General features: G+C 66.0%; 19 protein-coding genes and 1 pseudogene. 14 read left to right on the forward strand and 6 right to left on the reverse strand.

The window, feature by feature from the left end:
* Position 1: 1 nt before the first annotated feature.
* On the reverse strand, positions 2–889 hold the full coding sequence (locus tag DBO85_RS00730; protein WP_108104303.1) for an acyl-CoA dehydrogenase middle domain-containing protein: 888 nt from the start codon (positions 887–889) through the stop codon (positions 2–4).
* A gap of 127 nt (positions 890–1,016) precedes the next feature.
* Between DBO85_RS00730 and olsB the strand changes: the two genes are divergently transcribed.
* Both olsB and DBO85_RS00740 read left to right on the forward strand, forming a co-directional pair.
* Entirely contained in the window at positions 1,017–1,760 is a 744-nt protein-coding gene (olsB, locus tag DBO85_RS00735; RefSeq protein ID WP_108104305.1) for an L-ornithine N(alpha)-acyltransferase, read from the forward strand.
* Positions 1,760–2,530, forward strand: a complete 771-nt coding sequence (locus DBO85_RS00740; protein ID WP_108104307.1) for a lysophospholipid acyltransferase family protein — start codon at positions 1,760–1,762, stop codon at positions 2,528–2,530. The genes olsB and DBO85_RS00740 overlap by 1 nt, the downstream gene beginning before the upstream one ends.
* Positions 2,531–2,827: 297 nt before the next feature.
* Here the strand turns inward: DBO85_RS00740 and DBO85_RS00745 are convergent, their stop codons facing one another.
* A complete protein-coding gene (locus DBO85_RS00745) occupies positions 2,828–3,406 on the reverse strand; it encodes an acyl carrier protein phosphodiesterase (RefSeq protein WP_108104309.1) in 579 nt (192 codons plus the stop codon).
* Positions 3,407–3,410: 4 nt separating this feature from the next.
* Positions 3,411–4,262, reverse strand: a complete 852-nt coding sequence (locus DBO85_RS00750; protein ID WP_108104311.1) for an ATPase — start codon at positions 4,260–4,262, stop codon at positions 3,411–3,413.
* A 478-nt stretch (positions 4,263–4,740) separates the two neighbouring features.
* Between DBO85_RS00750 and DBO85_RS00755 the strand changes: the two genes are divergently transcribed.
* Positions 4,741–5,034: a hypothetical protein gene (locus DBO85_RS00755; protein WP_108104313.1), complete on the forward strand. Its 294-nt coding sequence runs from the start codon at positions 4,741–4,743 to the stop codon at positions 5,032–5,034.
* Here the strand turns inward: DBO85_RS00755 and DBO85_RS00760 are convergent.
* A complete protein-coding gene (locus DBO85_RS00760; protein WP_108104315.1) occupies positions 5,025–5,912 on the reverse strand; it encodes a LysR family transcriptional regulator ArgP in 888 nt (295 codons plus the stop codon). The two genes, DBO85_RS00755 and DBO85_RS00760, sit on opposite strands and share 10 nt — an antisense overlap.
* Before the next feature lie 111 nt (positions 5,913–6,023).
* On the opposite strand from DBO85_RS00760, the gene DBO85_RS00765 reads away from it, so the two are divergent.
* From DBO85_RS00765 to DBO85_RS00810, 11 genes and pseudogenes are all read left to right on the forward strand, one after another.
* The gene (locus DBO85_RS00765) at positions 6,024–6,638 is read left to right on the forward strand and encodes a LysE/ArgO family amino acid transporter (protein ID WP_108104317.1); all 615 of its coding nucleotides are present in this window, start codon (positions 6,024–6,026) and stop codon (positions 6,636–6,638) included.
* Between the two features lie 283 nt (positions 6,639–6,921).
* A complete protein-coding gene (gene sodB, locus DBO85_RS00770; protein ID WP_108104319.1) occupies positions 6,922–7,503 on the forward strand; it encodes a superoxide dismutase [Fe] in 582 nt (193 codons plus the stop codon).
* A 224-nt stretch (positions 7,504–7,727) separates the two neighbouring features.
* Positions 7,728–9,788, forward strand: coding sequence for a putative bifunctional diguanylate cyclase/phosphodiesterase (locus tag DBO85_RS00775; protein ID WP_108104321.1), 2,061 nt, complete (start codon positions 7,728–7,730; stop codon positions 9,786–9,788).
* 136 nt (positions 9,789–9,924) lie between these two features.
* Positions 9,925–11,256, forward strand: a complete 1,332-nt coding sequence (locus tag DBO85_RS00780) for an imelysin family protein (RefSeq protein ID WP_108104933.1) — start codon at positions 9,925–9,927, stop codon at positions 11,254–11,256.
* Positions 11,257–11,398: 142 nt separating this feature from the next.
* Positions 11,399–12,814, forward strand: coding sequence for a di-heme oxidoreductase family protein (locus DBO85_RS00785; protein WP_108104323.1), 1,416 nt, complete (start codon positions 11,399–11,401; stop codon positions 12,812–12,814).
* Between the two features lie 8 nt (positions 12,815–12,822).
* Positions 12,823–13,890: an imelysin family protein gene (locus DBO85_RS00790; protein WP_108104325.1), complete on the forward strand. Its 1,068-nt coding sequence runs from the start codon at positions 12,823–12,825 to the stop codon at positions 13,888–13,890.
* 23 nt (positions 13,891–13,913) lie between these two features.
* On the forward strand, positions 13,914–15,008 hold the full coding sequence (locus DBO85_RS00795; RefSeq protein WP_108104327.1) for a DUF1513 domain-containing protein: 1,095 nt from the start codon (positions 13,914–13,916) through the stop codon (positions 15,006–15,008).
* A gap of 859 nt (positions 15,009–15,867) precedes the next feature.
* Positions 15,868–15,978, forward strand: a pseudogene (locus DBO85_RS19610) (hypothetical protein); the annotation flags it as partial.
* Positions 15,979–16,206: 228 nt separating this feature from the next.
* Entirely contained in the window at positions 16,207–16,911 is a 705-nt protein-coding gene (locus DBO85_RS19615) for a methyl-accepting chemotaxis protein (RefSeq protein WP_407681435.1), read from the forward strand.
* A 196-nt stretch (positions 16,912–17,107) separates the two neighbouring features.
* Positions 17,108–18,271, forward strand: a complete 1,164-nt coding sequence (locus DBO85_RS00805; RefSeq protein ID WP_108104331.1) for an efflux RND transporter periplasmic adaptor subunit — start codon at positions 17,108–17,110, stop codon at positions 18,269–18,271.
* Between the two features lie 28 nt (positions 18,272–18,299).
* Positions 18,300–21,368, forward strand: a complete 3,069-nt coding sequence (locus DBO85_RS00810; RefSeq protein WP_108104333.1) for a multidrug efflux RND transporter permease subunit — start codon at positions 18,300–18,302, stop codon at positions 21,366–21,368.
* Positions 21,369–21,429: 61 nt separating this feature from the next.
* Here the strand turns inward: DBO85_RS00810 and DBO85_RS00815 are convergent, their stop codons facing one another.
* Positions 21,430–21,657: a hypothetical protein gene (locus DBO85_RS00815; protein ID WP_108104335.1), complete on the reverse strand. Its 228-nt coding sequence runs from the start codon at positions 21,655–21,657 to the stop codon at positions 21,430–21,432.
* Positions 21,654–22,349 carry a lipopolysaccharide kinase InaA family protein gene (locus DBO85_RS00820; RefSeq protein WP_108104935.1) on the reverse strand — a complete coding sequence of 232 codons (696 nt, stop codon included), beginning with the start codon at positions 22,347–22,349 and terminating at the stop codon, positions 21,654–21,656. The genes DBO85_RS00815 and DBO85_RS00820 overlap by 4 nt, the downstream gene beginning before the upstream one ends.
* Between the last annotated feature and the right edge of the window lie 70 nt (positions 22,350–22,419).

The following is a 22,419-nucleotide window of genomic DNA, read 5'->3' on the forward strand; positions in this document are numbered from 1 at the left end:
GTCAGGCCTGGCCGGCCAGCGCCTGCCAGGCCTTGTCCAGCCGCGTCGCGCGCGCCGCGCGCGCCAGCTCGAGAATGCCGCGATCACGCAGCCAGAGCTGATCGATCTGCGCCGGGCCCGCCGCCAGGGCGGCCTCCAGTTCGGGCTTGAGCGCGTCGAACTGTTCGAACAGGCCAGCCAGCAACAGATGGGTGGATGCCGCGCCGGGTGCCTGGCGAGCCACTTCGGCAGCGCTGGCCAGCAGCGCCAGCAGGCGCAACTGCAGCGGACGCGGCCAGTCGCTGCGCTGCGCTGTGGCCAGCAACCAGGCGATCAGCGCGCTGTGTACATAGAGATCCTCCAGGCTGCGGAACGGCTTGACGTAGGCGTCCCAGCCATCGCCCGGCAGGCGCTCGGCCGGCGCGTCCTGCAACAGCAGGCGCGCATGCGGCACTTCGGGCATCAGGGCCAGGGCCGGCCCCTGCTCGAGCCGGACGCCGACGCCGTTACTCGACAGATGCAGCATCGCCAGCCGTGGTGCCTCGCCCTCGTGCTCCTCGCGCGCCGCCACCAGCAGCCAGTCCGCCGCCTCGGCCGCGGTGACGAAGCCCTTGCGCCCACTCACCAAGCCATCGGCAAAACGAGTCTGCAGTTCCGCCGGTCGCAGGCTGCGACCTTCGGTGGCGCAGAGCGCGCCCAGCCCAGCCGGCGCGGCCGGCCAGAGCGCACGCAGCGCCGCCTGGTAGCCGGCGAGAAAGGCCAGTCCCGGTGTGGCCGCCCGGTGGCCGCCCAGACAGGCCAGCAGGAACGGCTCGGCACCCGCATCAAGGCATAGACCGGCGAACCAGTCGCGCAGGCAGGCGGGTACGTCGGGCGCGGGAATGGGCGTCAGCAGGCGTTGCCAGGGCATCGAAATCTCCTTTGGGGGGCTGTCACGCAAGCATCACCGAAATTTCACAGAGGTGCCACGCCCGCTACCTAGCCTGAGCCTGCACAACACGCTCGACCGGCCGCAACCGGTCCCTGGAGGCTGATAGATGAACAAGATCGACACGCAAGGCGCACGTCGACTGCAGGCAGAACGACTGGAGGGCGCCGTCGCCCTGCGCGAGGCTCAGGCCCTGCGCTACGCAGTCTTTTCCAGCGAGTTCGAGGCACGCCTCAAGGGCGCCGAACTTGGCCTGGACATGGATGACTTCGATGCCCACTGCGCGCACATCGGCGTGCGCGACCTGAACAGCGGCAGGCTGGTCGCCACCACCCGTCTGCTCGACCACCAGGCCGCGCAGCGCCTCGGCGGCTTCTACAGCGAAGAGGAATTCAGCCTGCATGGCCTGGCCCGTCTGGAAGGCCCGGTACTGGAGATCGGCCGCACCTGCGTCGCCCCGGAATACCGCAACGGCGGCACCATCGCCGTGCTCTGGGCGGAGCTGGCGGAGGTACTCAACGAAGGTGGCTACAGCTACCTGATGGGCTGCGCCAGCATCCCGATGAAGGATGGCGGCATCCAGGCCGAGGCGATCATGCAGCGCCTGCGCGGCCGCTACCTGTGCAACGAGCACCTGCGCGCCGAACCGCGCACCCCGCTGCCGCGGCTGCAGGTGCCGGACAACCTCAGCGCCGAGATGCCGCCGCTGCTCAAGGCCTACATGCGCCTGGGGGCGAAGATCTGCGGCGAGCCCTGCTGGGATCAGGATTTCCAGGTCGCCGACGTGTTCATCCTGCTCAAGCGCGACCAGCTCTGTCCGCGCTACGCCCGGCACTTCAAGGCTGCAGTCTGATGCGCAGGTTGCGCCTGTACGCACGCCTGACACGGCTGCTGCTGGTGCTGGCTGCTGGCGCCGCGCTGGCCGCAAGCGTCAGCCTGCTGGAGAAGGTTGGCCGGACCCAGAAACTGGCGCTGCGCCAGCGTCTGAGCCGGCGCTTCATGGGCTGGCTGAGCGCGGCGCTACCGTTTCGCGTAAGGCTCAGCGGCGAGAAACCGCAGCAGCCGATGCTGTGGGTCGCCAACCACGTGTCATGGACCGACATCCCGCTGCTGGGCCAACTGCTGCCACTGTCCTTCCTGTCCAAGGCCGAGGTGCGCAACTGGCCGCTGGCCGGCTGGCTGGCCGAGCGCGCCGGCACCCTGTTCATCCGCCGCGGCGCTGGCGACGGCCTGCTGCTGAACCGGCAGATCGCCGAGCGCCTGCAGGACGGCTGCCCGCTGCTGGTGTTTCCCGAAGGCACCAGCACCACGGGCGAAAGCGTGCGCGCCTTTCACGGACGTCTGCTCGGCGGCGCCATCGAAGCGGGCGTGGCACTGCAGCCGGTAGCGGTGCGCTACCGGCGCAACGGCGAGCTCGATCCGCTGGCCCCCTTCGTCGGCGACGACGAGCTGACCGAGCATCTGCTGCGCCTGCTTGAGGCGGACGTCGGCGAGGTGCATATCCAGTTGCTGCCGCCGATCGAGACCCGGGACGGCGAGCGCTCGGCGCTCGCACGCCAGGCCCGTGCGGCCATCGAGACCGCGCTGAACGGGACGGACGAACAGATCGAACAGGCGGCCTGATTCGGCCAACCGGTCCGGCGGTGAAGGCACATTGTAGGGCCTTGCGGCCCAACCTACGGACGGCCCAGGCCCGTCGGTGGACAAGGCTGCTCCGTTGTCCACCCTACTTGGCTGATCCGATCCGGACCCGAGTCAGAAACCATTTTCGCAGCCTGCGGACGACGCGGCCGATCCTCGTAGGGTGGATGGTCGAAGCCATCCACCAATTGATGGTGCTTACGCTGGAACCGGAACAGCGGCCGAATCAGGCCATAGCGCAGGATAGAAGCTGCGTCCAGGACGCCTACAGCGCCAGTGCTAAACCTCGCGCAAGCGCTCGACGGCCGCCTGCAACTGCGGATAGAAGGCGAGAAAGTCCTCGCTCAACGGTTGGTACAGCGCATCCAGCTCAGCCAGCGCCCCATCCAGCCCCTCGGGTCTCGACAGCCGCCGCTGCATGCCACGCAGCACCTGTTCCAGCACCGCGAAATCGCGGTAGCTGCCGAGCCAGTCCTGCGCGGCCATGCGTGGCGCGATCAGCGCCAGACGCGGCGGCAAGGCAGGCTCCGCCGCCAGCACGCGATAGACCTGTCCGGTGAACTCGTCCAGCGACTGCTCAGCGAAGTGCTGCCAGTGCAGCGCCAGGCAATGGTCGAAGAACAGGTCGATCAGGATACCGGCATAACGCCGGCGCGCAGCGGGGAAGCGCGCGCGTGCGGCGACGATCACCGGATGGGCATCGGTGAACACATCAATACGCCGGTGCAGGCGGATCGATGCCTCGATCGGTGCCGGCCACTGCCCGGCCAGCGGTCCCTTGACGAAGTCGCCATAGAGACTGCCGAGCAACTGCTCCGGACGTTCGCCGCCCAGATGCAGGTGCGCCAGGTAGTTCATCGATTCAGCGCGCGTCGAGCTGCTGCTGCAGGTTCTGCACCTGACTCTGCAGGGCATTGATGTTGCGCGTCATCTGCGCACGGAAGGCGTCGAACTCGGCAGTCGCCGGGCCTTGGGCGGCGGCGGGACGGTTGTCCAGCTCGCTGCGCAGCACCAGCAGATCCTGCTCGAGTCGGCGCACGGACTGGCTGACGTCGGCCTTCTTCAGGGCCGCCACTTCGCTGCTCAGCCCGGCAAGCTGGCTTTCGATTTTGCCGGTGCCGCCCTGGGCCGCCTTCAGCGAGGCCTGCTCGGTCTTCAGGCTGGCCTGCTCGGTCGCCAGCTTCTTCAATTGCGCCTCGGTCTGCGCCTGGCCGCCCCGCTGCCCCTTCAACTCAGCCACCAGTTGTTGCAGTTGCTTGTCCTGGCCGGCCTGCCCCTGGGTCAGCGCCTGCTGCTGCTTGAGCAGCTCGGCCTGACGGGTTTCCAGCTGCTTGATGCGCAGCTTGAGCGATTCGCTTTCGCTGGTGACGCTGGACTCGGTCGCCACCACCTTGCCGGTGATGTCCTGAATGCGCCCCGCCGCTTCTTCGCTGATGCGGGCAAAACTTTCCTGGGTCGCCACCAGTTGCGCACTCATCAGGCTTATCTGGCTATGGCTCCACCAGCCCAGCCCGCCCAGCGAGATCAGCAGTGCAACCACCAGTGCCCAGAGCAGGCCGGTGCCGCTCGCGCTCCTGGCAACGGGCGGCGAGGCGACCGGGCGCCCCAGCGACTCACGAGCAGGCTCGTCAAAGCGCTCGACAGCGCGGTCGTCATCCACCTCGGCCCGAAGACCGCTAAACACTTCCAGTTCGTCGTGAGTATCGTTGCGCATGTCTGACCTACCGCTCGCAGAAGTCCATCGCCGGGCTGGCGAAAAGGCCGGCAGTATACCGGTTCACCTTCTCCGCCACAGCGCCGCGCCAGCCAGGTGCGCACTGCACCGACGAAGCGCAGAACGGACGCGTCGAGGCACTTCGCGGCGACGGCCAGCCAACCGCCCGCAGGCCGTGCAAACACGCTCGCACCAGCTCTGCAGGGCACGCCCGTTGCCAGCAGAATCAGCGACTTACGAGAGATGCAGGCGCATCACCGAAGCGCATCACCCGAACTCGTCAGGGCAGATTCAGCGCGTCTGGCAGCCACTTGAAAAACTGGCCCACCCCTTGCATTGGTCCCAGCGGTGTCTTGGGGGCACCACAGGCAGGGAGGCCGAGGCGCGCAAGGCTGGCAGGAGCCGAACGCGCCGGGGATGTCGCCGCGGGAAATCCGGGAAGGAGGACCCGCGGCACTTTTTCTGCGAGGGGGACACCATGGAACTGAACAAGGCAGTGCTCGATTGCATGCAGGCGGTACGCCGCAAGCTGAAGCAGGAAATGGCCCTGGATATTCGCCTCAGTCAGCAGGATGCAGTGAGCGCCATGCTCAGTGCCTGCCTGTGTTCGCAATCCGATGAAATCCGCAAGCTTGGCGCGCAACTGGCCGAGTTGAGCGACGAGCATCCTCAGCCGGTCGCCAGCGCACGCCCTGTCGCCGCAAGTTCGCCACCCGCCGTCCACGCCGGCCAGTCGGTACGTATCTACCGCGGCCAGCGCATCTACGCCTGAAGATGCCGCGGCGCCTCACGCGCCAGATGGCTGGTCAGCTGCGCCAGCAACTCACCGCCATTGCGCCAGTGGTGCCAGTACAGCGGCACATCGAGCACCTCGCCGCCCGGCAGTACCTGCAGGCGTCCGCTGGCCAGCGCCGCCTCGACCTGCGGCGCCGGGACCATGCCCCAACCCATGCCGGCCAGCAGCAACTGGACGAAGCCTTCGGACGAGGGGCAAAGATGGTGTAGGAAACGCCCTTCCACGCCCAGCGCGGCGAGGTAGCGGTGCTGCAGACGATCATCCCGACCGAACACCACCGCCGGGACCTGGGCCAGCCGGGAAGGCTCCAGGCCTGCGGCGAAATGCCGTTGCAGGAACTGCGGGCTGGCCACCGCCAGATAGCGCATGTTGCCCAGGTAGAGACTGCGCGCTCCGGCCAGCGGGCGCTCAGCGGAACAGAGACAGGCGGCCACATCACCCTCGCGCATCCGCCGCACGCCGATGTCCTGATCCTCCACCTGCAAGTCCAGCAGCAACCCGCGCTGCACGCAGAATTCACCCACCACCGCTCCCCACCAGGTCGCCAGGCTGTCGGCATTCAGCGCGATGCGCAGCCGCTCAGGCAGGCCTTCTTCGTCCAGCCCCGGTATCTGCGCCTTGAGATCACGCTCCAGTAGCCGCACCTGTTGCGCATGGTTGAGCAGCCGCCGCCCCAGTTCGGTGGGCTGTGGCGGCGTGCTGCGACTGAGTACCGGGCCGCCGGCGCGCGCTTCCAGCAGCTTGATTCGCTGCGAGATGGCCGACTGCGACAACCCCAGCAGTTGCGCGCCGCGCTCGAAGCCGCGCTCCTCGGTCACCGCCAGCAGGGCGAGCAATAGCTTGTAGTCGATCATCATCTTTCCTTATGAATCATTAGCAACTTCTGTTTTTCTTATACAGGCAGCTCCGCCACCCTGTCAGCTCTTCAGGCCGCCTCCCGTCGCGGCCCCTTCGAGGCAGCAGACATGTGGCAGAGCTATATCAACGGATTGGGATTGGGCGCCGGCCTGATCATGGCGATAGGTGCGCAGAACCTCTTCGTCCTCACCCAGGGCCTGCGCCGCGAACACCCGCTCACCGCCGCACTGGTCTGCGTGGTCTGCGACTGTCTGCTGATCTGCGCCGGGGTCTTCGGTCTGGCCCGCCTGCTGGCCAGCGAACCCCTGCTGCTGGAACTGGCGCGCTGGGGCGGCGCACTGTTTCTCATCGGCTATGCCGCACGCGCGCTATACCGGGCATGGCGTCCCGGCAGCCTGGAGCAGACCGACGGCAAGGCCCTGCGCTCACGCCGCACGGTGCTGCTGACGACCCTGGCGGTGACCCTGCTCAATCCGCACGTCTACCTGGACACCGTCGTACTGCTCGGTTCGCTGGGCTCGGCGCAGACCCTCCCGGCCGCCTTCGCCGGTGGCGCCATGAGCGCATCGCTGTTGTGGTTTCTCTGTCTGGCGCTGGGCGCAGCGCGGCTCGCCCCCTGGCTGGCACAACCGCGGATCTGGCGCGCAATCGATCTGCTGGTGGCACTGATGCTGCTGGCCATCGCCAGCCAGTTGATCCTGACGCCAACTGCAACCCCCTGAGTGCATAGAGGTCCATTGCAACGCCGACATACCTGCGCAGGTCGCGAGGATCTGCCCGCAAGGCTCGCGCTAAGGCCTTTCCCCTACAGAAGCTGCGTGGTTATGTCACAGGTCGGGTGTTATGATCCCGGCCCTGTGGCGCAAGCGGGTGGAAACCCTCGTCGCCCTGTTTCAGGCCACCTGTAGTCGGCCATCCGAAATCGGCCCTCCGTGAGCAACCCTCCGTGATCGGCCACCGCGCCCCGCGCTCGTCGCACCCGTCCTGACTGAGAAGGAGATACCCATGGCTTTCGAATTGCCGCCACTGCCGTATGCACATGACGCACTGCAGCCGCACATTTCCAAGGAAACCTTGGAATACCACCACGACAAGCACCACAACACCTACGTGGTGAACCTGAACAACCTGGTGCCGGGCACCGAGTTCGAAGGCAAGAGCCTGGAAGAAATCGTCAAGACCTCTTCCGGCGGCATCTTCAACAACGCCGCGCAGGTCTGGAACCACACCTTCTACTGGAACTGCCTGAGCCCCAATGGCGGCGGCCAGCCGACCGGCGCCCTGGCTGACGCGATCAACGCAGCCTTCGGTTCCTTCGACAAGTTCAAGGAAGAGTTCAGCAAGGTCTCCATCGGCACCTTCGGCTCCGGCTGGGGCTGGCTGGTGAAGAAGGCCGACGGCTCCCTGGCCCTGGCCAGCACCATCGGTGCCGGCTGCCCGCTGACCAGCGGCGACACCCCGCTGCTGACCTGCGACGTCTGGGAACACGCCTACTACATCGATTACCGCAACCTGCGGCCGAAGTATGTCGAGGCGTTCTGGAACCTGGTGAACTGGGAATTCGTGGCGAAGAACTTCGCTGCCTGATCCAGCCCCTGCGACACCCGAAGAGCCCGGCATCACGCCGGGCTCTTCGTTTGCGCCGTTCGACGTACTGGCGATATGAAGCCGGGCCACTAGAATGAGCAGATCGGACGGGCTCCGATCACTTTTGCGCGCATCTTCGATGATGGCACTTTGACCCGACGGCAATCGGCGTCGATACTCGCGGTACAAGAACGACACTTGGCTCTGAACAAGGATCCGCGCTCGTGAAGCTGGAATTCAAGCACAGTCTCTCGCTCAAACTGCTGCGCGTGGTTTTGCTCTGTGCGCTGCTGGTCGGCGTGCTGCTGAGCGTTGCGCAGATCATCTACGACGCCCACAAGACCAAGCAGAGCATTTCCCACGATGCCCAGCGCGTTCTGGCCATGTTTCGCGACCCTTCGACCCAGGCGATCTACAGCCTGGATCGCGAGATGGGCATGCAGGTGATCGAAGGTTTGCTGCAACACGAAGCCGTGCGTCACGCCTCCATCGGCCATCCGGACGATCCGGTACTGGCAGAGAACTCCCGGCCGCCGCTGCAGATCGACAGCCGCTGGCTGACCGACCCGATTCTCGGCACCGAGGCCAGCTTTTCCATACCCCTGGTCGGTCGCGGGCCCTACAGCGAGCATTACGGCGACCTGCACCTGACCCTGGATACCGCCCCTTACGGTGAAGACTGGTTGCTCAACTCGGTGATCATCTTCGTCTCCGGCGTCCTGCGCGCACTGGCGCTGGCGATGGTGCTCTACCTGATCTACCACTGGATGCTGACCAAGCCGCTGTCGCGAATCATCGATCACCTGAGCGACATCAACCCCGACCACCCAGGCGAGCACGCGCTACCGATGCCACGCGGCCACGAGCGCAACGAACTCGGCCTGTGGATACGCACTGCCAACGATCTGCTGTCCTCCATCGAGCGCAATTCGCGGCTGCGCCAGGAGGCCGAAAGCAGTCTGCAGCGCATGGCCCAGTACGATTTCCTTACCGGCCTGCCGAATCGCCTGCTGCTGCAGCAGCAGCTCGACAACGTGCTCGACGATGCGACCCGCCTGCAACGGCGGGTCGCGGTACTCTGCCTCGGCCTGGACGATTTCAAAGGCATCAACGAGCAGTTCAGCTATGAAACCGGCGACCAGTTGCTGCTCGCCCTCTCTGACCGCCTGCGCGGTCACAGCGCCCGGCTGTGTGCCCTTGCGCGCCTGGGCGGCGATCAGTTCGCGCTGGTGCAGACCGATCTCGATGAGCCCTACGAAGCGGCGGAGCTGGCGCAGAACGTGCTCGATGACCTCGAACAGCCGTTCATGATCAATGACCAGGAAATCCGCCTGCGCGCCACCATCGGCATCACCCTGTTTCCCGAGGACGGCGACGCCACCGAGAAGCTGCTGCAGAAAGCCGAACAGACCATGACGCTGGCCAAGAGCCGCTCGCGCAATCGCTACCAGTTCTACATCGCCAGCGTCGACAGCGAGATGCGCCGTCGCCGCGAGCTGGAGAAAGACCTGCGCATGGCGCTGGAACGCAACGAACTGTCGCTGGTGTACCAGCCGCAGATCGATTTCCGTCACCATCGGGTGGTGGGTGTGGAGGCACTGCTGCGCTGGAAGCATCCCGAGGAGGGCATGATTCCGCCAGACCTGTTCATCCCGCTGGCGGAGCAGAACGGCAGCATCATCGGGATTGGCGAATGGGTGCTCGACCAGTCCTGCAGGCAGTTGCGCGAACTGCACGACCAGGGTTTTACCCAGCTGCGCATGGCGGTCAATCTCTCCACCGTGCAACTGCACCACACCGAGCTGCCGCGCCTGGTGAGCAACCTGCTGCAGGTCTATCGCCTGCCTGCCGGCAGCCTGGAGCTGGAAGTGACAGAGACCGGCCTGATGGAAGACATCAATACCGCCGCCAAGCACCTGCTCAGCCTGCGCCACGCCGGCGCCCTGATCGCAATCGACGATTTCGGCACAGGCTATTCCTCGCTCAGCTATCTGAAGAGCCTGCCGCTGGACAAGATCAAGATCGACAAGAGCTTCGTCCAGGACCTGCTGGAAGACGAGGATGACGCCACCATCGTGCGCACCATCATCCAGCTCGGTCACAGCCTGGGCATGCTGGTCATCGCCGAGGGCGTGGAGACGGCCGAGCAGGAGACCTACATCATCGAGCAGAAATGCGACGAGGGTCAGGGCTACTTCTACAGTCGGCCACTGCCCGCCCGCGAACTGGTGCAGTACCTCAAGCAGGCGCGCCAGAGCGAGGCGGATCGCCTGCTGCCCTACTGACCCGGCGAATCACGCCCAGGCCCACGCCCTGCCCGGTCGCAGGCAGTGCATTGGCTTTTCAAAAATGAAAATCTTTCGCATTATGTTGTTCGCTTGCGGCAGCCCGCCGCATTCAGAACAAACCAAGGACTTCGTCATGAAACGCATGCCCCTGGCCAGTGCCAGCCTGCTAGCCATTGCCATCTCCCTCGCCGGTTGCGGTGATGATCGCCCGACCGAGCCGACCCAGACTGCAGCACAGCCAGCTGCTGCCAGCACGACGCCCGCGCAGCCGGCAGTCGCCGACGAGAGCGCAACCAAGGCGGTGGTGGCGCATTACGCAGACATGGCCCTGGCGGTATTCAGCGATGCCCACGGCGGCGCTCTGGAGCTGCAGAAGGCCATCGAGGCACTGCTCGCCGAACCCACCGAGCAGACCCTGGCCGCCGCGCGCGAAGCCTGGATCAAGGCACGCGTCCCCTATATGCAGAGCGAGGTGTTCCGCTTTGGCAACCCGGTGGTCGACGAGTGGGAAGGACAGGTCAACGCCTGGCCGCTGGACGAAGGCCTGATCGACTACGTCGAAGGCGACTATCAGCATGCGCTCGGCAACCCGGGCGCCACCGCCAACATCATCGCCAACAGCGAAATCCGCGTCGGCGAGGACCTGATCGACGCCAGTCAGATCACCCCGGAGCTGCTTGCCAGCCTGAACGAGCTGGGCGGCTCGGAGGCCAACGTCGCCAGCGGTTACCACGCCATCGAATTTCTCCTCTGGGGTCAGGACCTCAACGGCACCGAGGCGGGCGCAGGCGCACGCCCGGCCAGCGACTTCAGCGTCGGCGAGGGCTGCACCGGCGGCAACTGCGAACGCCGCCGCGCCTTCCTCGAGGCGGCTACCCGTCTGCTGGTCAGCGATCTCGAGGAAATGGTCGCGCAATGGCAGCCGGAGCAGGAAAACTACCGCGCCAGCCTGCTTGCCGAGCCAGCCGAAAACGGTCTGCGCAAGATGTTCTTCGGCATGGGCAGCCTGTCGCTCGGCGAGCTGGCCGGCGAGCGTATGAAGGTCGCGCTGGAGGCCAACTCCACCGAGGACGAGCACGACTGCTTCAGTGACAACACCCACAACTCGCACTTCTACAACGGCAAGGGCATCCGTAACGTCTACCTGGGCGAGTACCTGCGGCGCGACGGCAGCCTGGTCAAGGGGCCGAGCCTCGCCGACCTGGTCACCAAGGCCGACGCCAAGGCCGACCAGACGCTCAGGAGCGATCTTGAGCAGAGCGAAGCCCGGCTCCAGGCGCTGGTCGACAGTGCCGCTGCCGGCCAGCATTTCGATCAACTCATCGCTGCCGACAACGAGCAGGGCCAGCAGCTGGTGCGCGACGCCATTGCCGCCCTGGTGCAGCAGACCGGTTCGATCGAGAAGGCTGCCGCGGCACTGGGCCTGAGCGACCTCAATCCGGAAACCGCCGACCACGAATTCTGAGTCGGCGCCGCACTCGGCCCCTCTCGCGCGCAAGCGCGGAGGGGCTTTTTGTCGCACCCGCAAACGCAAACCGCTCTTATTCAGATCTAGTTAGCCTGCTAAGATACTGACCCCGATTCATCCGCCTCGAGCTGCCATCGTCATGTTGCGTCCGTTGTTCGTGTCGCTCTTCGCCGCCCTGCTGAGCGCCTGCTCGGCCGAAACCCCGCCGTCCGCCGAACCCGGCGAGGCGCTGTCCGGCGGCGCGACCAGCGTGTTCAAGCAGGATGCCAATGCCTACTCGATGCCGTCTGCCAACCTCTCGCCGTCGCGCCGGCTGGACTTCAGCGTCGGCAACAGCTTCTTCCGCAACCCCTGGGTCATCGCGCCGGCCAGCACCACCGCACGCGACGGTCTCGGCCCGCTGTTCAATACCAACGCCTGTCAGAACTGCCATATCAAGGATGGCCGCGGCCATCCGCCGGCGGCCGACGCCGCGCATGCGGTGAGCATGCTGGTCCGCCTGTCGATTCCCGCCCGCGCCGGCGACGAGCAAACGCTGCGGCGCCTGGGCGTGGTCCCGGAGCCGGTCTACGGCGGCCAGCTGCAGGACATGGCGGTACCCGGCGCAGCCCCCGAGGGGCGCGTGCGTGTCGGCTACGAGCACTTTGCCGTGCCGTTAGCCGACGGCAGCCAGATCGAGCTGCGCAAGCCCCGGCTGCTGATCAGCGAGCTGGGCTACGGGCCGATGCATCCGCAGGTAATGACCTCGGCACGCATCGCCCCGGCCATGATCGGTCTGGGCCTGCTCGAAGCCGTCGACGAGCAGACCATCATCGCCCTGGCCGATCCCGACGATCGCGACGGCGACGGCATCTCCGGGCGGCCCAACCGGGTCTGGGACGACGCGGCGCAACGCGAGGTGCTCGGCCGGTTCGGCTGGAAGGCCGGCCAGCCGAGCGTCGATCAGCAGAACGCCCACGCCTTCGCCAACGACATGGGTCTGACCAGCCCGCTGCTGCCCCATGACGACTGCACCCCGGCGCAAACGGCCTGTCGCCAGCTGCCCCATGGCGCTGACACAGAGGGTGCGCAGGAGGTCAGCGAGGCGATACGCAACAGCGTGCTGTTCTACACGCGCAATCTCGCCGTGCCAGCGCGCCGGCGAGTCGACGACGCGCAGGTGCTCGCCGGCAGGCAACTGTTCCAGCAGGCCGGCTGTCACAAGTGCCACGTTCCGAGCCTGATCACCTCGGCGGATGCCGCGGAGCCGGAGCTGGCCAACCAGCTCATCCGCCCCTATACCGATCTGTTGCTGCATGACATGGGCGAAGGCCTGGCCGACGGCCGCCCCGAGTTTCTTGCCAGTGGCAGCGAATGGCGCACCGCGCCGCTGTGGGGCATCGGCCTGGCCCAGGTGGTCAATCCGCAGGCGACCTTCCTCCACGACGGTCGCGCCAGAACCCTGCTGGAAGCCGTGCTCTGGCATGGCGGCGAGGCACACGCCGCGCGCCAGCAGGTCCTCAGCTTCGACGCCGAGCAGCGCGCCGCGTTGCTGGCCTTTCTCGACTCACTCTAGGAGCGTCCATGCAAACCTCTTTCCGTCTGCTCGGCAGCCTGGCGCTGACCCTCGCGCTCGCTGCCTGTGCCCCGCAGGACCCGCACCAGAAGGTGAGTGCAGCCCTGGCCAGCAATGTGCTGCTGCCGGCCTATCATGGCTGGAGCGAAGCCAATCGCACGCTCGAACAGAGCGCCCGCGCCTTCTGTGCCGGCGAGCAGGATCTGACCCAGGCACGCCAGCATTTCAGCGCTGCGCAGAGTGCCTGGGCGGCGCTGCAACCGCTGGCGGTCGGTCCGCTGAGCGAGGGTAATCGCGCCTGGCAGGTGCAGTTCTGGCCGGACAAGAAGAACCTGGTCGGGCGCCAGGTCGAACGCCTGGTACAGAGCAATCCGCAGCTGGACGCTGCGGCGCTGGGCAAGGCCAGTGTCGTGGTGCAGGGCCTGAGCGCCTACGAATACCTGCTCTTCGATCCGGCACTGGATCTTGCCGACGACTCGCAGAAGGCCCGCTACTGCCCGATGCTGCAGGCCATCGCCAGCCATCAGCGCGGCCTGGCAGACGAGGTCCTGAATCTCTGGGAAGGTGAGCAGGGCATGGCCGCGATGTTGCGCAGCACCCCCAACACCCGCTACCCGGACGGCCGCGAAGCGCTCGGCGAGCTGCTGCGCACCCAGGTCAGCGCGCTGGATGGGCTGAAGAAGAAGCTCGGCACCCCGCTGGGCCGGCAGAGCAAGGGCGTGGCCCAACCATTCCAGGCCGAAGCCTGGCGCAGCAAGGCCTCCCTGGCCAACCTAGCGGCGGCGCTGGCGAGCGCGGAACAGGTCTGGCGCGGCAATGACGACAACGGCGTGCGCAGCCTGCCGGGGGCACAGCATCAGAACCTGGTGAAGAGGATCGACGAGGCGTTCAGTGATACCCGCAAGCGTCTCGCGGCCCAGCAGCGCCCCCTGGGCGAAGCGCTGGCCGACCCGGCCGCACGCGAGGAACTGGACGCGCTCTATGACAGCCTCGATCGGCTGCACCGCCTGCACGAGAGCGAGCTGTCGCGGGCGCTGGAGATCCCCCTGGGCTTCAACGCCCACGACGGTGACTGAGACCCAGTAGCGGAGGCTCCCTGGTGCAACGCAGAACCTTTCTCTCCCTGGGCGGCGCCCTGCTCGCCGGCAGCGCCCTGGCCGGCTGGACACTCGGTCGCGGCGACGGCGGCCCGTTGCTGCTGTCCGCCCGCGACGATGCCCAGGGCGGTCATCACGCCGTCGGCTACCGGCTGGACGGCCAGCGGGTCTTCAGCTGCCGGGTGACCGAGCGCTGCCACGACGTGGTGCCGCACCCGTTCCTGCCGCTGGCGTTGTTCGTCGGGCGACGCCCGAGCCGCGAGAGCTATCTGCTCGACACCCGCGACGGTCGCCTGCTGCAGACCCTGCACAGCCGTCAGGATCGCCATTTCCAGGGCCATGCGGTATTTCACCGTGACGGCGAATACCTCTACAGCACCGAGAACGACACCCGCGAACCGGGCCGCGGCGTGATCGGCGTCTATCGCCTGGAGCAGAATCTGCTGCAGCACAGCGGCGAACTGAGCAGCCACGGTGTTGGACCGCATCAGCTGCTGTGGATGCCGGACGGCGACACCCTGGTGATCGCCAACGGCGGGATCCGCACCGAAGCGGACAGCCGGGTGGAGATGAACCTCGACGCAATGGACGCAAGCCTGGTGCTGCTCTCCCGTGATGGCCGTCTGCTCAGCCGGGAACGACTGGCCGAACAGCAGAACAGCGTGCGCCATCTGGCCGTGGCTCGCGACGGCACGGTGGTCAGCGGCCAGCAGTACATGGGCGATGGTCACGAGCAGGCAGCACTGCTGGCGATCAAGCGACCCGGCCAGGCGTTTCGCCCCTTCGCCCTGGGCGAGGCGCAGCGCCAGGCGATGAACCAGTACACCGCCAGCGTGGCCATCCACGACGAGTTGCGCCTGCTGGCGCTGACCGCCCCGCGCGGCAATCGCTTCTTCATCTGGAACCTGGACAGCGAAACGCTGCTGCTGGATGTCCCCCTGGCCGACTGCGCCGGCGTCGCCGCCACTGCCGAAGGTTTCGTCGTCAGTTCCGGGCAGGGCCGCTGCCGGCACTACGACTGCCGCTCGCCGAGCATTCGCATGCGCCCGCTGGAGTTGCCGGCAGGGCTCTGGGACAACCACCTGCGCCTGGCCTGAAGCCCGCTCCAGGCGTGCCCGGCAAAGCGCCACTACAACTCGGCACAGCTCGCCTATGCTGCTCAAGCAGAGGCAGCAGCTGCCGATACCCTGCTACCGGCAACGGACTGCTCACTGCCACCCCAGCCCCCTGCACGCAGACACGCGTCGAAACGGACCGAGCTCACGCTCGCCAGGCATGGACCGAACACCGCCGAGGCGCCCTGCAGCGCCCGGGCGGAACGCCTTCGGATGCACCACCACACCCTTGGCAATAAGCCCCTCCGAGAGCATCGACATGTCACTGAAATCCTCGTTGCGAGCACAGCTGCTCGCCCTGCAAACCGGCAGCCTGGTGCTGATTCTGGCCATCGCCCTGGCCTGTTTCGCTTTTCTCTCCGCCGGCATGCAGGCCTACCGCGGGCTGCTCGACGGCCCGATACAGGCCAGCCAGTTGGCCGACGAGATCAACCTCGAGTTCAAGATCCAGGTCCAGGAATGGAAGAACGTGCTGTTACGAGGCCAGGACCGCGCCAACCTGGACAGGTACTGGGGGCAGTTCGAGACCCAGGAGCGCAAGATCCAGGAGCTGCTCGCCCGCCTGGCCAACGCAGACGGCACCGACGCTGCGCTGCGCCAGCAGGTAGAGCGCCTGCGCAGTGAACACCAGAGTCTCGGCAGCGCCTATCGCAAGGGGCGCGATGCCTTCCTCGCCGCCGGCGCCGACCCGCAGGCGGGGGATGCCGCCGTCAAGGGCATCGACCGGGCGACCACCGAGCAGCTGTCAGCGCTGGTCGACGAGCTGCACGGCATCAGCGACAGCCAGGCGGAAATCATCAACCAGCGGGCACAGAGCACCATCCTCTGGGGCAGCCTGCTGATGCTCGCCTCGGCCGTACTGGTCGGGCTGTTCGCACTCTGGCTGCTCAACCGCGTGCTGATCCGCCCGATCGCCCTGTTGATCGGCCATGTCGGCCAGCTCGCCCAGGGCGACTTCACCGCGCATCGCTACCCGTCGCGAGAGGACGAGCTGGGCCGCCTGGCCAAGGCCACGGAAACCCTGCGCAGCTTCCTCGCCGACACCTTCGAGCGCCTGAAGAACAGCAGCAACCAGCTCGATCACGCCAGCGGCGAGCTGAATTCGGTGGCGACCAGCATGAGCCAGGGTGTCCGCGACCAGGGCGAGCGTACCGACCACGTGGCCACCGCGATGGAGGAAATGTCCGCCACCGCCCAGGAGGTCGCGCGCCACACCGGCGAGGCGGCCCAGGCTGCCGACGCCGCCGAAGCCGCCACCCGCCAGGGCGAGCAGGCCATGCGCCAGACCATCGCCAGCATCGGCACGTTGCGCAACGACATCACCGGCATGGCCGAAGTGCTGCAGCGCCTGTCGGTCGACAGCGGCCGGATCGGCGAGGTGCTCGCGGTGATCCATGGCATCGCCGAGCAGACCAACCTGCTCGCGCTCAACGCGGCAATCGAGGCGGCGCGGGCTGGCGAACAGGGCCGTGGCTTCGCCGTGGTCGCCGACGAGGTGCGCAACCTCGCCCAGCGCACCGCGCAGTCCACCGCCGAGATCAACCAGATCATCGAAGCCGTGCAACGCGGCACCCAGGAAGCGGTCAAGGCCGTTGAAAGCGGCCAGCACAGCAGCCAGAGCGGCGTCGAACAGGTCACCCTGGCCGGCGAAATCCTCGGCGGGGTCACCCGCTCGGTGGAAACCATCCGTGACATGACCCGGCAGATCGCCACTGCCGCCGAAGAGCAGACCCAGGTCGCCGACGACATCTCGAGAAACCTGATCGAACTGGCAGGAATCGCCGCCAGCAACCAGGAAAGCGTGCAACACACCGAACGCGCCAGCCAGAGCCTGCATGAACTCTCTTCCGGCCTTGCCGAACTGACCCGACGCCTCGGCCGCTAAGGCCTGCGGGCGTTCCGCGCCAACCGAGCGGAACGCCCGTACGACGGGGCTTTGATGCATTTGCAGCTACACTGAGTTGCACTCCCGGATCAGTACATTTTTCGTCGTCACAAGCCTTTTGACTTGGCTCGGACAGGGGTCTAAGGTTCCCGCCTTGCCGTGCTCCCAGGCAGTAACAGACTCAAGGAAAAAGAACATGTTGCTCCGCCGCATGCTGATCATGATTGGTGTCGTCGTTCTGGTAGTGGTAGCCCTCGGCGCCTACAAGGGATATTCCATCTACAGCATGATCCAGGGCTTCAGTCAGCCGAAGCCGCCGATCAGCATCGCCGCAGCCCATGCCGAGGCCGTGCAGTGGCAGAGCCGGCTGCCGGCGATCGGCACGCTCAAGGCGTTCCAGGGTGTCGAGCTGACCGCCGAAGTGGGCGGCACGGTGAAGGCGGTGCAGTTCGATTCCGGCGAGAAGGTCACTGCCGGCCAGCCGATCATCGAGATGGACAGCGCCGTCGAGCAGGCCAGCCTGGCCACCGCCGAGGCCAGCCTGGGCCTGGCGCGGGTGGAGTTCGAGCGTGGCCGCAACCTGGTCGCCCGCCAGGCGATCTCCAAGAGCGAGTTCGACCGCCTCAGTGCCGAGCTGGAAAAGGCCAACGCCAGCGTCGCCCAGTTGCGCGCGACCCTGGCGAAGAAGCGCATAGTCGCGCCCTTTGCCGGTACCGTCGGGATTCGCCAGGTCGACGTCGGTACCTACGTCTCGCCCGGCAGCCCCATCGCCACGCTGCAGGATCTCTCGACACTGTTCGTCGACTTCTTCCTGCCCGAGCAGGACGCACCGCTGCTCGCCCTGGGTCAGTCGGTCGAGCTGAGCGTGGCGGCCTACCCGGATGAGCAGTTCGTCGCCGAGATAGTCGCCATCAACCCCAAGGTCGAGACCACCACCCGCAACCTGCTGGTCCGTGCTCGCCTGGCCAACCCCGAGGGCAAGCTGCTGCCCGGCATGTTCGCCAACCTCGAGGTGCTGCTGCCCAATCCGCAGGAGCGTGTCGTGGTACCGGAAACCGCGATCACCTTCACCCTCTACGGCAACTCGGTGTACGTGATCAGCGAACAGCCCGCCGACAAGCAGGACCCGCAAACCGAATCGGACGCTGCCTCGGCAGATGAACCGCGCCTGGTAGTCGAGCGCCGTTTCGTCGAGACCGGCGAGCGCCGCGGCGCCCGCGTTGTCGTGCTGCGCGGCCTCGAAGCAGGCGAGCAGGTGGTGACCGCCGGCCAGCTGAAGATCGACAACGGCAGCCACGTGCGCATCGAGGACGATCCCATCGAACAGGCCAGACGCAACCGCGAACAGCAAGCCAACTGATCGCCCGCAGGCAGCAAGGAATCCCCACATGGCCTTTACCGATCCCTTCATCCGCCGCCCGGTGCTGGCAATGGTGGTCAGCCTGCTGATCATCCTGCTCGGCGCACAGGCCTTCAGCAAGCTGGTAATCCGTCAGTATCCGCAGATGGAAAGCGCGCTGATCATCGTCACCACCGCCTACCCCGGGGCCAACGCCGAGACCATCCAGGGCTACATCACCCAACCGCTGCAGCAGAGCCTGGCCAGTGCCGAAGGCATCGACTACATGACCTCGGTGAGCCGGCAGAACTACTCGGTGATCTCGATCTACGCGCGCATCGGCACCGACAGCGACCGTCTGTTCACCGACCTGCTGGCCAAGGCCAACGCGGTCAAGAACCAGCTGCCGCAAAGCGCCGAAGACCCGGTGCTGTCACGCCAGGCCGCCGACTCGATGGCGCTGATGTACATCAGCTTCTTCAGCGACGAGTTGTCCAACCCGCAGATCACCGACTACCTCTCGCGCGTCATCCAGCCCAAGCTGGCGACCCTGCCGGGGATGGCCGAAGCGGAGATTCTCGGCAACCAGGTGTTCGCCATGCGCCTGTGGCTGGACCCGGTCAAGCTGGCCGCCTATGGCGTCACTGCCGGCGAGGTGAACGACGCGGTACGGCGTTACAACTTCCTCTCCGCCGCCGGCGAGGTGAAGGGCGAGTACGTGGTCACCAGCATCAACGCCGAGACCGATCTGAAAACCCCCGAGGCCTTCGCCGCCATTCCGGTGAAGATCGCCGGCGACAGCCGGGTTCTGCTCGGCGACGTGGCGCGGGTCGAGATGGGTGCGGAAAGCTACAACGCGATCAGCTCCTTCGACGGCCAGCGCGCGGTCTACATCGGCATCAAGGGCACCCCCAGCGCCAACCCGCTGGATGTCATCGCCGAGGTGCGCAAGGCACTGCCGGAGCTGGAGTCGCAGCTGCCGCCGAACCTCAAGGTCTCGGTCGCCTACGACGGCACCCGCTTCATCCAGGCGTCCATCGACGAAGTGGTCAAGACGCTGTTCGAGGCGGTACTGATCGTGGTGGTGGTGGTGTTCCTGTTCCTCGGCTCGTTCCGCTCGGTGCTGATCCCGGTGATCACCATCCCGCTGTCGATGATCGGCGTGCTGTTCTTCATGCAGCTGATGGGCTACTCGATCAACCTGCTGACGCTGCTGGCGATGGTCCTGGCCATCGGTCTGGTGGTGGATGACGCCATCGTCGTGGTGGAGAACATCCACCGCCACATCGAGGAGGGCAAGTCGCCGTTCCAGGCGGCTATCGAAGGGGCCCGCGAGATTGCCGTACCGGTGGTTTCGATGACCATCACCCTGGCCGCGGTGTACGCCCCCATCGGCTTTCTCGAGGGACTCACCGGCGCGCTGTTCAAGGAGTTCGCCCTGACCCTGGCCGGCTCGGTGATCATCTCGGGCATCGTCGCGCTGACCCTGTCGCCGATGATGTGCGCCAAGCTGCTGCGCCACGAGGAAAACCCCTCGGGCCTGGCACACCGCCTGGATCTGATCTTCGACGGGCTCAAGCAGCGCTACCAACGCGCGCTGAGTGGCACCCTGGACACGCGGCCGGTGGTGGTGGTGTTCACCATCATCGTGCTCTGCCTGATTCCACTGATGGTCAAGATGACCAAGAACGAACTGGCGCCGGACGAGGACCAGGGCATCATCTTCATGATGGCCAAGGCGCCGCAGACCGCCAACCTGGAATACCTGAACGCCTATACCGATCAGTTCATCGAGATCTTCCGCGACTTCCCCGAGTACTACTCCTCGTTCCAGATCAACGGCTTCGACGGCGTGCAGTCGGGCATTGGCGGCTTCCTGCTCAAGCCGTGGGACGAACGCGAGCGGACGCAGATGGAGGTATTGCCGGAAGTGCAGGCCAAGCTCGATCGGATTCCCGGCCTGCAGATCTTCGGTTTCAACCTCCCTGCCCTGCCCGGCACTGGCGAAGGTCTGCCGTTCCAGTTCGTGGTCACCACGCCGAACGACTACGAGTCGCTGCTGCAGGTCGCCGAGCGCATTCGCGTGCGCGCCGAGGAGTCCGGCAAGTTCGCCTTCATCGACGTCGACCTGGCCTTCGACAAGCCGGAAGTGGTGGTCGAGATCGACCGGCAGAAAGCCGCACAGATGGGCGTCTCGATGGACAGCCTGGGTGGCACCCTGGCGACCCTGCTCGGCGAAAGCGAGATCAATCGCTTCACCATCGAAGGCCGCAGCTACAAGGTCATCGCCCAGGTCGAGCGCGCCTACCGCGACAATCCAGGCTGGCTCGACAGCTATTACGTGCGCGCCGAGAGTGGCGAGATGCTGCCCCTGGCCACGCTGATCAAGGTCCGCGACCGCGCGCGACCGACCCAGCTGAACCAGTTCCAGCAGCTCAACTCGGCGATCATCCAGGGCTTCCCGACGGTGAGCATGGGTGACGCGGTGGAGACGGTGCGGCAGATCGCAGAGGAGGAAGCGCCAGCGGGCTTCAGCTATGACTTCGCTGGCGCCTCTCGCCAGTACGTGCAGGAAGGCAGTGCGCTGTTCATTACCTTCGGCCTGGCGCTGGCGATCATCTTCCTGGTGCTGGCGGCGCAGTTCGAGAGCTTCCGCGATCCACTGGTGATCCTGATGACGGTACCGCTGTCGATCTGCGGCGCGCTGATCCCACTGTTCCTCGGTTTCTCGAGCATGAACATCTATACCCAGGTGGGCCTGGTGACGCTGATCGGGCTGATTACCAAGCACGGCATCCTGATCGTCGAGTTCGCCAACCAGCTGCGTCGCGAGCAAGGCCTGAGCGTCCGAGCGGCCATCGAGGAGGCGGCGGCTATTCGTCTGCGCCCGGTACTGATGACCACCGCAGCGATGGTCTTCGCGATGATCCCGCTGATCCTGGCCACCGGCGCCGGTGCGGTCAGCCGCTTCGACATCGGCCTGGTGATCGCCAGCGGCATGAGCGTGGGCACCCTGTTCACCCTGTTCGTGCTGCCGTGCATCTACACCCTGGTGGCCAAGGCCGACCGCTTCGAGCCGGCAAGCCCGGAACCGGAGACTGGCGGACACAGGGTCTGAACCCGGAAATGAAAAATCCCCTGCATGCAGGGGATTTTTCTGTCAGCGAGAACGCCTCGTTTCAGCTGTTGGAGCCCATGCTCTGGGACAGGCCGAAGATGAACAGCAGCAGATCCTGGTCGGGACGCACCTGCAGACCGCGATCACCGCTGGCGGGTTTCAGGCACTGCCCTTCGCCAGGCGCTGCGACCATCACCTGAGTGGCAGGCTCCTGCCAGGCAGCAGCGGCGAATGATGCGACACCGAGCGCGGCAACGAGGAAGAGTCCCCGGGTAATCGCCAGTTTCATGCAGTCTTCCTCTTCTTCAGACGCTCTTGCTCGGAGCGGTAACCGTAGAGCAGTTGCGCCCAGTCTGCGTCGTTCCAGGACGAATGGCGACGCAACTGGCGAAAATCGTGACGCGCGGCGCGGTTTTTCACCAGTCGCCGCCGACTCTTCTCAAGATCGAGCAGGGCCACCTCGACCTCACCATCCCCACGAAGCGCCACGAAGATGTGTTTCGGATACAGGCAGCCGTGCTGCCAGCGCCCTTCATGCAGGCGCGCAAGGGTGGCACCCAGACGTTGCAGGACGATGACATGCAGCGCCTCTCCGCAGCGTTCGCGCCCACCGCCGGCATACCACTGTTCGATATCCTCGAAGCCATCCAGCGCCTCGGTCACCAGCAGCGCTTGCCACGCACCCTCGCTGCTGCGCGCACCAACATAGCGCACCTGTGGCACCCGCACGCCCAACTTCTGCCAGGCATGCAGGGCAGCGGCCTCACGCAGGATCGTCGGCCGCCCCAACGGATGCAGCAACGATCGATAGATGTGGCCAACCTGGCGCTTGACGTAACAGAGCGTAGAGTCGTCCTGTACCCGCTGCACACCGCTCTCGCCACCGCGTCGCTGGTTCGGCGGCTCGACCCAATCTCCCGAGCGTAACCACCACGCATCGAAATCTGTACTACCGCAGGAATCAGCGAACCCCGATACCACCCGCACCACCTTAGAAATCCGTCGTTGTTTCCAATCAGCCCGCCCGGCGCTACCGGACGACCCGAGCAAG

Source organism: Pseudomonas mangrovi (assembly GCF_003052585.1).
Taxonomy (GTDB): domain Bacteria; phylum Pseudomonadota; class Gammaproteobacteria; order Pseudomonadales; family Pseudomonadaceae; genus Aquipseudomonas; species Aquipseudomonas mangrovi.

Excerpts from the sequence above, each read along its gene's own strand:
- DBO85_RS00730 (WP_108104303.1), bottom strand. The coding sequence starts at position 889 with ATGCCCTGGCAACGCCTGCTGACGCCCATTCCCGCGCCCGACGTACCC.
- olsB (WP_108104305.1), top strand. The coding sequence starts at position 1,017 with ATGAACAAGATCGACACGCAAGGCGCACGTCGACTGCAGGCAGAACGA.
- DBO85_RS00740 (WP_108104307.1), top strand. The coding sequence starts at position 1,760 with ATGCGCAGGTTGCGCCTGTACGCACGCCTGACACGGCTGCTGCTGGTG.
- DBO85_RS00745 (WP_108104309.1), bottom strand. The coding sequence starts at position 3,406 with ATGAACTACCTGGCGCACCTGCATCTGGGCGGCGAACGTCCGGAGCAG.
- DBO85_RS00750 (WP_108104311.1), bottom strand. The coding sequence starts at position 4,262 with ATGCGCAACGATACTCACGACGAACTGGAAGTGTTTAGCGGTCTTCGG.
- DBO85_RS00755 (WP_108104313.1), top strand. The coding sequence starts at position 4,741 with ATGGAACTGAACAAGGCAGTGCTCGATTGCATGCAGGCGGTACGCCGC.
- DBO85_RS00760 (WP_108104315.1), bottom strand. The coding sequence starts at position 5,912 with ATGATCGACTACAAGCTATTGCTCGCCCTGCTGGCGGTGACCGAGGAG.
- DBO85_RS00765 (WP_108104317.1), top strand. The coding sequence starts at position 6,024 with ATGTGGCAGAGCTATATCAACGGATTGGGATTGGGCGCCGGCCTGATC.
- sodB (WP_108104319.1), top strand. The coding sequence starts at position 6,922 with ATGGCTTTCGAATTGCCGCCACTGCCGTATGCACATGACGCACTGCAG.
- DBO85_RS00780 (WP_108104933.1), top strand. The coding sequence starts at position 9,925 with ATGAAACGCATGCCCCTGGCCAGTGCCAGCCTGCTAGCCATTGCCATC.
- DBO85_RS00785 (WP_108104323.1), top strand. The coding sequence starts at position 11,399 with ATGTTGCGTCCGTTGTTCGTGTCGCTCTTCGCCGCCCTGCTGAGCGCC.
- DBO85_RS00790 (WP_108104325.1), top strand. The coding sequence starts at position 12,823 with ATGCAAACCTCTTTCCGTCTGCTCGGCAGCCTGGCGCTGACCCTCGCG.
- DBO85_RS19615 (WP_407681435.1), top strand. The coding sequence starts at position 16,207 with ATGTCCGCCACCGCCCAGGAGGTCGCGCGCCACACCGGCGAGGCGGCC.
- DBO85_RS00805 (WP_108104331.1), top strand. The coding sequence starts at position 17,108 with ATGTTGCTCCGCCGCATGCTGATCATGATTGGTGTCGTCGTTCTGGTA.
- DBO85_RS00810 (WP_108104333.1), top strand. The coding sequence starts at position 18,300 with ATGGCCTTTACCGATCCCTTCATCCGCCGCCCGGTGCTGGCAATGGTG.
- DBO85_RS00815 (WP_108104335.1), bottom strand. The coding sequence starts at position 21,657 with ATGAAACTGGCGATTACCCGGGGACTCTTCCTCGTTGCCGCGCTCGGT.